The 8,820-nt window shown below is 50.8% G+C and carries 8 protein-coding genes; 6 read left to right on the forward strand and 2 right to left on the reverse strand.

Going from position 1 to position 8,820, the window contains the following annotated elements:
- Positions 1-3: 3 nt before the first annotated feature.
- Positions 4-1,194, reverse strand: coding sequence for a site-specific integrase (locus EGH25_RS11115; RefSeq protein ID WP_266088568.1), 1,191 nt, complete (start codon positions 1,192-1,194; stop codon positions 4-6).
- 478 nt (positions 1,195-1,672) lie between these two features.
- Here EGH25_RS11115 and EGH25_RS11120 point away from each other — a divergent pair, with 478 nt between their 5' ends.
- The gene (locus EGH25_RS11120) at positions 1,673-2,683 is read left to right on the forward strand and encodes a tyrosine-type recombinase/integrase (RefSeq protein WP_266088570.1); all 1,011 of its coding nucleotides are present in this window, start codon (positions 1,673-1,675) and stop codon (positions 2,681-2,683) included.
- Positions 2,684-2,691: 8 nt separating this feature from the next.
- Here the strand turns inward: EGH25_RS11120 and EGH25_RS11125 are convergent, their stop codons facing one another.
- The gene (locus EGH25_RS11125; protein WP_266088572.1) at positions 2,692-3,969 is read right to left on the reverse strand and encodes a hypothetical protein; all 1,278 of its coding nucleotides are present in this window, start codon (positions 3,967-3,969) and stop codon (positions 2,692-2,694) included.
- Here EGH25_RS11125 and EGH25_RS12340 point away from each other — a divergent pair.
- The 5 genes from EGH25_RS12340 to EGH25_RS11145 all read left to right on the forward strand — a co-directional run bounded on the left by EGH25_RS12340 (position 3,968) and on the right by EGH25_RS11145 (position 8,810).
- Positions 3,968-4,129, forward strand: a complete 162-nt coding sequence (locus tag EGH25_RS12340) for an AbrB/MazE/SpoVT family DNA-binding domain-containing protein (protein ID WP_276591987.1) — start codon at positions 3,968-3,970, stop codon at positions 4,127-4,129. The two genes, EGH25_RS11125 and EGH25_RS12340, sit on opposite strands and share 2 nt — an antisense overlap.
- Before the next feature lie 357 nt (positions 4,130-4,486).
- Positions 4,487-6,664, forward strand: a complete 2,178-nt coding sequence (locus EGH25_RS12175) for a phage/plasmid primase, P4 family (protein ID WP_266088574.1) — start codon at positions 4,487-4,489, stop codon at positions 6,662-6,664.
- 188 nt (positions 6,665-6,852) lie between these two features.
- Positions 6,853-7,479: a M48 family metalloprotease gene (locus tag EGH25_RS11135; RefSeq protein WP_266088576.1), complete on the forward strand. Its 627-nt coding sequence runs from the start codon at positions 6,853-6,855 to the stop codon at positions 7,477-7,479.
- Between the two features lie 83 nt (positions 7,480-7,562).
- Complete coding sequence (locus EGH25_RS11140) at positions 7,563-8,186, forward strand: tyrosine-type recombinase/integrase (protein ID WP_266088578.1); 624 nt, start codon at positions 7,563-7,565, stop codon at positions 8,184-8,186.
- Positions 8,187-8,351: 165 nt separating this feature from the next.
- The gene (locus EGH25_RS11145; RefSeq protein WP_266088580.1) at positions 8,352-8,810 is read left to right on the forward strand and encodes a hypothetical protein; all 459 of its coding nucleotides are present in this window, start codon (positions 8,352-8,354) and stop codon (positions 8,808-8,810) included.
- The last annotated feature ends 10 nt before the right edge of the window (positions 8,811-8,820 follow it).

Raw genomic sequence — 8,820 nt, forward strand, 5'->3', positions numbered from 1 at the left:
CACCTACTCGTTCAGTAGCTCTTCCAGAACCTCCGGATTGTCGGCTAACTCACGGACGAGGTCTTGCGCGCGTTCGAGGTCGTCGCCTTCCGCCGTCGCCGTCACATCCTCCTCAACCTTCTCCACCTCTTCCGCCGCGTCCACGTCCAGCGCGAAACCACAGCGGTAGCAGAACGCCGCGTCCGGCTCGTTGAGTTCGTCACAGCGCGGACACTCTACCACGCTCTCGTCGTCCTCCTCGTCCTCCTCGTCGACGAGGTCGTGAAGCGCGTCGTACTTGTTGTCGATGTCACGACCGCTCAGGTGGACGTACTTCGCCGGAACGTCGGAGCCTTGAACCCAACCGAACCACTCGCAAAGTTCGGCTTCGGTCATCTTCGTGGCTAAATGCGACGCGCGGCTGTGACGGTAGTGATGTGGGTTCGAGGGCTTGTCCACGTCGGCGTCGTTCATACTCCGTTTCAGAATCTTCGACCGTATGTACCTGTAACCGAGCTGGTCGTCGGCGCTACCTTGCTGTATCTTACACCACAGCGGCGCGCCCTTCTGTGGGTTAGGGTGTTCGTTCAGCCATTTGTTGAGGCGCGGCACGCTTTCGACGAGCGGTAGCCTTCGAGAACCGGTCTTACCGTCTATGGTCACCTTCATGCCGTGCTTTCTGTCCTCTACGTCGCCCACGGTAACGTCTATGAGTTCGCCTATACGTGCGCCGGTTTCCCATAGAATAGCTATGAGAGCCTTGTCACGCGCGTTGTGACACGCTTCTATCTGTGCCTCTACCTCCTCCGGTGTGAGTAGGTCGGACGGTAGCTTGCCGTTGCTTCCGTTGTGGTTAGTCGTTATCCAGTCAGTCTCGTCAGGGTGCTCACCGCCGTTTAGATTCTTGAAGAGATTACGAAGAGCGCGCTTGTGGATAGACACGGTAAAGTCGTTGTCGTACTTCCGTTGTATCCACGCGACGAGGTCTTTGACATCGTCCTTGTCCATCTCGTCAAACGGCTTACTCAGGTGCTCCGACTGAACTTTCAACGCCGACAGGTCACGCTCTACCGTCGACGGCTTGATTCCGTTGAGCGTCCGGTCACGCTGGTACTCTCTCAGTAGTTCCTTGTTCTCCTCACGTATCTCTTCGGACTCATGGATACGTTCGGCTGTGCCCTCCAACCGCCCCTCGAAGTCAAGGGTTGATGGCATGGTCTGAATAGACCGCCTTTATATATAAAGGTGTTGAACCCTTAGTCTGTAAGGTTCTCCTCACCGTTCGGAACTCAAGGATTTCTGAGCCAGTCAGAACGCTCTGCGTTCTGACGACGAACAAGTGAGTTTTACGAGTGAACGTGCGAGGGGAGCTTACCGGAACACTGCGACGGGTTTTTAGGAATTTTTAGATTGCAAAGGCGGTCTGGGGCAAACCTCACAAGATGTCCGATATCTTAAGTTAAGATAGTGAGCCATGCGTTGCATGGCTCCCGCGCATCCATGGAGCGTATCGATGGATGGGAAAGCGCGGATTTGAACACCCGTCACTCCACCGCCTTGCGGCGGTTACGTTCCCTTTCCCGCCTCGCTGACGCTCGGCGGGACGGGGTCCACGCACTAACGCGCAACCATCTGAGGTTGACGAACTTTCCGGTGCGTGGCTGCGCGCGGGGTGTTTCCGTAGGTGAAGAAAATGGAACCGGAAGCAATAGAGCCTACGGAAGCCAGAGACATGTTTCTGTCGGAGAAGAAGAACGAGGTCGCGGAGGCAACATGGGAAGGCTACCACTACCGACTCAAGCATTTCGTTCGGTGGTGTGAACAGAACGACATAGAGAACCTGAACAACCTCACAGGCAGGTCTATCCACAGATACCGCGTGTGGAGGCGTGAGGACGGAGACCTGAAGAAAGTCTCCCTCAGGAACCAGTTAGTAGCTCTGCGGGTCTTCCTGAAGTTCTGTGAGAAGATAGACGGGGTTGAGCAGGGACTCCATGACAAGGTGTTGTTACCTAAGCTGAGTGACGGAGAAGACGTGAATGATGTAAAGATTGAGGCTGAAAAGGCTGAGAAGATAATCGGACACTTGGAGAAGTTTGAGTATGCTTCCCGCAGACACACTATCTTTCAGGTGTTGTGGCACACGGGGATGCGCATGGGTGCTCTTCATAGCCTTGATGTGAGCGACTACAACTCTGGGGAAGAGTACATAGAGGTACAACACCGACCCGAAACCGGCACGTCACTAAAGAACGGAGCGAACGGTGAACGACCTGTGGCTTTGAGTCCGAAGACCTGTCAGATACTTGATGACTACGTAGAGCATCGAAGGCATGAAGCCACCGATAACCACGGTAGAAACCCCTTATTCACGAGCGAGCAAGGGAGGTACGACAAGAGCAACATCCGGCAGGTGACCTACCAGTTAACTCGTCCGTGTTTCTTCGGTGAGGACTGTCCTCACAACAGAGATATGGACGAGTGCGAGGGGACTACCAACAGTAAGGCGTACGAGTGCCCCTCAAGCATGAGTCCACATCGGATACGTAGAGGGTCAATTACACACTTCCGACTGAAGGATGTTCCTGAGGAGGTCGTGAGCGACCGCTGTAACGTCTCGCGCGACGTGCTGGAGAAACACTACGACGCGCGCACAGAGTCTGAGAAGCTGGAACAACGGAGGAAATACCTAAACAACGTATGAACGTATAGTTAGATTACCTCCTCAACAGTCTCTTCAGAGACATGGGGGAACGGGTCACGGTAACCCAGTTCATTTTGTGCTATACTCTCACGAAGCAACTTACCATACGGAGTAAGCTCAACATTCCGGTCATGTAGTTTATTTCTATCTCCAAGACGAATAGGAGATGCCCTAAGCTCTTCCCCCCCAGTTAGTCTCGCATCTTCAAGTCGCTCGCATAATTTCAAAATGCTTGGAGAACTCATGCCATCTCCGGTAACCTCATTAGATAAATAACGGATGGTCACACCCTCGTCAGGCATATTATTGATGACTTCTATGCCCGCGATACCTCCTACTTCAGTTTCAACCAGTGCCTCCACATCCCGATTCAACTCATCTCTCAATTTCCGTTTTTTATTATAGTGTTCATCCGCCAGCTCATCAATTGTCTCGGCAAAGGAAGGGTTAGTTTCAGGTATTTCATCATACTGTTCGACATACCGCTCTATACTGTCTTTTATTTCTTCAGGAGGGTGTTTTTCAAGGAAGTCATCTACCGCATTGTCAATATGAGCCTTGACGGCAGTATCTAATTTAATTCCCTGCTTTTTGATATTCTGTCTTGAAGTCCGGCGTAGTTCCTTTGGTAACTCCTCATCAATATCTTCAACAAACTTCTTCTGTTTCTTCTCTATCAAATTATCGACGTGTTCTTTAATTTGTTCTAAGTACTTTAACTCCCTCCACACATCTCCTAATAACATCTGGTCAAGGAAGCCCATAGTAACAGATGCTCTGATGCTCTCGGGCTTATCTGGTTCCAGCATCAAAAGTTCAGCCAGTTCCCCCAGCTCGCTCCCGATGTGTATTTGCTCATAAAATCCGGGGATAACACTATCAGAATCATCCTCCGCTGAGTGAATTAAGTTAGTCCAGTGCGGCAACCATACCTCCTGTTGCAACTGTCCGGCGTTATCTAATTTCATTAAATCTGACTTGAGTTCCCGGTACCTATCGGGTATATCTTCTACAGGACTATCAAGCAAGAGAGGATTCTCTTTGTACGAATCATCAAATCCAATATCATCACGTGACTCCTCGTCAAAGGTTTGTTTTATTGCATACGGTAGTGGCTTTGCAGGGGGTTCCCAGTCAGTTTCTTCGTCGGATTTTTTTCTCAACTCCTGTAGCGCTTTCTTCTGTGACTTGCTGAATTGGCTCATTTTTATACCCTTTATATGTGAATTTGTAACGAAATCTGTTGTATATACTGATAGTATACGGGGGTACTTTACTCTACTCATGGGTCGAGAAAATACCCAATCGGTAGAATCGTTCCCCATAGCAACCGCGCGTCTGTTTGGAGGAGGACGCGTTACGATACCTAAGCCAGTACGTGAGAACCTAAATCTGGAGGATGGAGACCTGGTAGTCATCAAATTAGCGAGGGTAGAGAATGAGTGAAGAAGCAGATATTATGGGTAGATTAATTGAAAAAAACCATACTGTAGTGGGGGAGAGGACCTGATGTATTGTAGAGGTGGGGGCGCACTGGAGATGCGCCCAGTAATTGTGACACGCGTCCCAGACATTGTTCAGTTGTTCGGTGAACTTTATAATACTATTGTAGGAGGTAGGGAATGGTAGAGTCAAGTCCATCAGGGGGATGGAGAATGGCTTACTCCGAGATGAATGTAGAGATAGTATGGTGGGAGGAGGAAGATGGTTAATTGCAGTAATATTCCCGGAGGATTGAAAGAATGTGACAGTTGGGTATGCTGGAAGGTCGAAGAGCGGAACGGTGAACCGACGAAGATACCTGTGGACCCACACACCGGAGGTTTCGCTAAGTCGAACGACGAGAGCACTTGGGCGTCCTTCGAGAACGCGCGTGACCATTACGAGACAGACGACGAGGTCGAAGGAATCGGATTCATGTTCTCGCGCGACGGTCGTTACGCCGGAGTAGACCTTGACAAGTGCGTAAAACCAGAGACCGGTAAGGTCGATGACTGGGCGCGCGACATAGTCGAACGGCTTGATTCGTACACCGAGTATTCGCCCTCCGGAACCGGTCTGCACGTTATCGTTGAGGGTATGGTGCCGCCGGAAGGTAGCCGAAGCGGTAACGTGGAGATGTACGACGAACGCCGATACTTCACGTTCACCGGCGACGTTGGTGTGGGCGCGCCGAAGTCGGTAGAGAAGCGCGTCGCGGAACTGAGAGACGTACACGCCGATTACATCCGTGGCGACGACGAAGACGACGAGGACGCCACAGACGGCGGTCACGACGGCGTCGGCACCGGCGTGTCGGAACCCTCCGACGTAGACCTTGACGACGAGGAACTACTGAGGAAGGCACGGAACGCAGAGAACGGCGACAAGTTCGAGAGTCTGTGGAACGGTAGCACCGCCGGTTATCCGTCACAGTCCGAAGCTGACGAAGCCCTGTGTTGTCTCTTGGCGTTCTGGACCGGAGGAGACCGTCAACGGATAGACAACCTCTTCCGACGGTCCAGCTTGATGCGTCCGAAGTGGGACGAGGACCGTGGTTCACAGACCTACGGAGAGCGGACCGTTGACGCCGCACTCAGCCAGGTAGACGAGTACTATGACCCTGACGAGGGCGGTAGCGTGGACATGGACGCCGTCCTTGAAGACGAAGGTAGTGCCGTCGGTGCTCTATCTTCGTGGCTCTCAGAGTACAAAGCCGAAGAGGAGAAGACACCTAAGAAGGGTGAGAAGACGCAGGAAGCCGCGCGTGCCCTTCTCGAATACGAACGTTTCGCTACTGTTGGTGACGACGAGAGCGTCTACCGCTACCACGGCGACGAGGGCGTGTGGAAAGACGACGGCGAGGACCGTATCCGGCGCGTTCTGGACGCCGCGCTCGGTTCGGAGTTCTCCACGCGCGTCCTGAACGAGACCGTTGAACGCGTCAGGGCACGAACCCAGGTGGACCGCGACGAGTTCGACTTGCCGAAGAGGACTGTGCCAGTTCGTAACGGTCTACTTGACCTCGAAACCAGAGACCTGCGTGACCTGCGTCAGTCCGATTATGCGACGTTTAGGCTACCTGTGAGGTACGACGAGGACGCCAACTGTCCCGAGTTCCATGAGTACCTCAAAGAGGTCACCAGAAGCGGTAGTGACCGCAAGAAGCTACAGGAGTACGTCGGTTACGTGCTGATGCACGGTCGTATGCCTCACCACAAATCCCTCTTTCTCGCAGGTCCACAGGCGTCTGGTAAGAGTACGTTCATCGGTATACTGTCAGCATTGCTTCCTGAAGAGGTACGCGGTGCCTCAACTCCCCACCAACTCACACGTCGGTTTGGTAAGGCAGTTCTCCGTGACCGATGGCTCAACGTGTCGGCTGACATACCGAGTAGCATGATAGAGAATACAGGGATGTTCAAGCTAATCACAGGTAAGGATGTGGTGGACGCCGAACTCAAGGGTGTGCAAAAAAAGCTAACTTTCACCCCGACGACGAAACACGTCTTTAGTGCGAATCAGCTTCCCGAAGTGTACGAAGCTGACGAGGCGTTCTGGCGGCGCATACTCATAGTACCCTTCCCGGAAAGTATACCCCGTGAAGACCGTGTCGACAACTTGGACGAAGAGCTTGTAGATAGAGAGGCGTCAGGTATTCTGAACTGGATGCTCAACGGTTATGAACGTCTGGCTGAGCAGGGCGGATTCACCGCCGACTTGACACCGGAAGAGACTCGTAAGCTCTGGCTTACATGGAGCACATCCGTCGTTCGTTTCTACTCACGGTGCTTGAAGGATGATATGGATGGCGCAGAGAAGGTGAGTGACGTATACGACGCGTACAAGTCGTTCTCCGATAAAGAGGGCTTGACACCAAAGAGCAAAGAGGCGTTCGGGAAATCCTTGCTAAAGTTCCCCCATATAGGGAAGGCGAAGACAGGAAGAGCAAGCGACCAGAGGGCTTACACGAATATTCAGTTGAGAGATGACGTAAAATAGCCCCTGCTGTCACAGAACGACGGAAGGCTCTGGTTACGGGTTCTATCAATTTACGCGCGTTACTCTTTCAGCTCTATTCTACACTACTAACGCGTGTAAGTTGTAAATATCCGTAACCAACGCAGTCTTGTGATTATCTTTTGAGGCACTCAAGAAGGCTTAATATGAGGTACTCCTTGTTTGGATTTATGACAGGCTTGGTAAGTCGGCTTTTTGCTAAACTATTGGAGTTCTACGGTTGTCAGCGTATAGATAAGCAACAAAAGAGAAAATTCAATAATCTATCTGATTCCGAGGGTCCGTATGAGATATGGAAAGGAAGTTCAAGATATATTCTCGGGAATATTTTTGTCAACAGTGAAAGGTTTGAAGCAGGAGAGAAAGAGGCTGTCTTTCTACATGAGATGGGTCATATGAGGGACAAATCAGGTCTAAAACTATCGCTAATGGTTCTCGCTGGTGTGGGGGTAGGATTTGCGGTATATATGATAACTTACTTTCTCTTACTTTTATCTGGTTATGCTTGGGGATTTGAGAGAATGGTGTACGTTTTGGAACACACTTATTTTGTGCGGGGATTGTTTATTATATGCGCTCTGGTGGGAGTTGACCTGATTTTCCGACGCTTCTATCCGGGATTCGAATACCGCGCTGATGAGTATGCTGTAGAAAACGGCTACTCAGATGAACTAATCTCCGCGTTGAACACCGAGGTCGACACCCGCGGAAATCGGATATTAGTCTGGATTGGTGGAAGATATTACCCAACTTTGGACTCCCGCATAGACAGAATAAAGAAGGACCCCCCCCTCTGAACAACGAACTTAGGATTCTACTTACAGAGTCCAAAGTTTAACCCCGATGCGGATCCTTCTACTTATAAAGAAGCTACAGAACTATGCCCGAAACTACAGACTCCAAAGTTGACGAGAAGGCTAAGGTATGGCTACATCCAGAGCAGGTAGAAGAGCTAAGGAACGCAGTGTACGACTGTAGACCTTCGTACCTACAGCAACGCGACGACTCACTCATACAGTTGATGTACGACACGTGTCTCCGCGTCGGTGAGCTTGTACAGGTCGGCGTAGAGATGCTTAGAGACAGCAACTCGAAGCTGTACCTACCTGCCGAGGTACAGAAGGACTACCCTAACGAGAACACCCCGGACCCTGTGACGCTGTCACTGTCGAGTGACACGACGAGGACGCTTTCCGCGTACCTCAACAGCCGGTGGAAGGACACGGAATCTCTCTTTCCCTCACGGTCGGCGGACAGGATGAGCGCGCAGGCTGTCCGCAACATGCTCCACAAGGTCGCTGAGACGGCTGAGGTACGTCCGTACAGGATAGACGGTACGCGCGGAGAGCCGGAGGAGGTAACGCCTCATACGCTCCGTCACAGCGTTGCGTACAGGATGATGAACCACGAGGAGGGTAACCGTCTGTACGACGTGAGGAACAGGCTTAGACACCGTTCGATACAGACGACCGAGAGGGTCTACGACCATATGCAGGAAGTGTAGTTGCTGTCTATATTCTGGAATTACGGTTCTATCTTAATTCCTTCAAAAGGGTATTCGCACGTAACACAAGCTTGCTTGGATTCATGAGTACCAAATTAAATGAAAGAGTCCCCAAAGACTCAAGAGCAGGCATAGAATTAAGTGGGGCATTATGATATCAAAAGCATGGAAATCGAAGACTGGGAAGCGAGAACAATAAAGATGCTCCGAGAGGCGTACGGTATGGATTTGGAAGAAATATCAGAGAACATGAACATGTCTACTGACCAAGTCTCACATATATTGGAATCAAGAAAGTATGAGGAATGTGAAATAGATGTAAAAACACCCGACACCGGCATGGAATTTACTATACAGTTTGGTAATGTTATGTCAAAGATAGCTAACCTTCTTGATATGAAATTCTCTCCATTTAGCGAAGACGGTATGGAGGACTTTTTATATCAGATATCTAAAAGGGTGCTACATTTACACAATCAACAAGAATGGCTTTCTAGAGATTATGAATTTGCCAAGTTAGCAATGTTTGCTAAACACTTGACCGAAGTACACGAGGAGGGTAGTGTTCAGATAAGCATATTCCAAGCGAAGCTGAACGACCTAAGCCAGTCGTCGGCTGTTTGAGCGTGAGCGT

The organism is Halorutilus salinus, assembly GCF_026242195.1.
Taxonomy (GTDB): Archaea; Halobacteriota; Halobacteria; order Halobacteriales; family Halorutilaceae; genus Halorutilus; species Halorutilus salinus.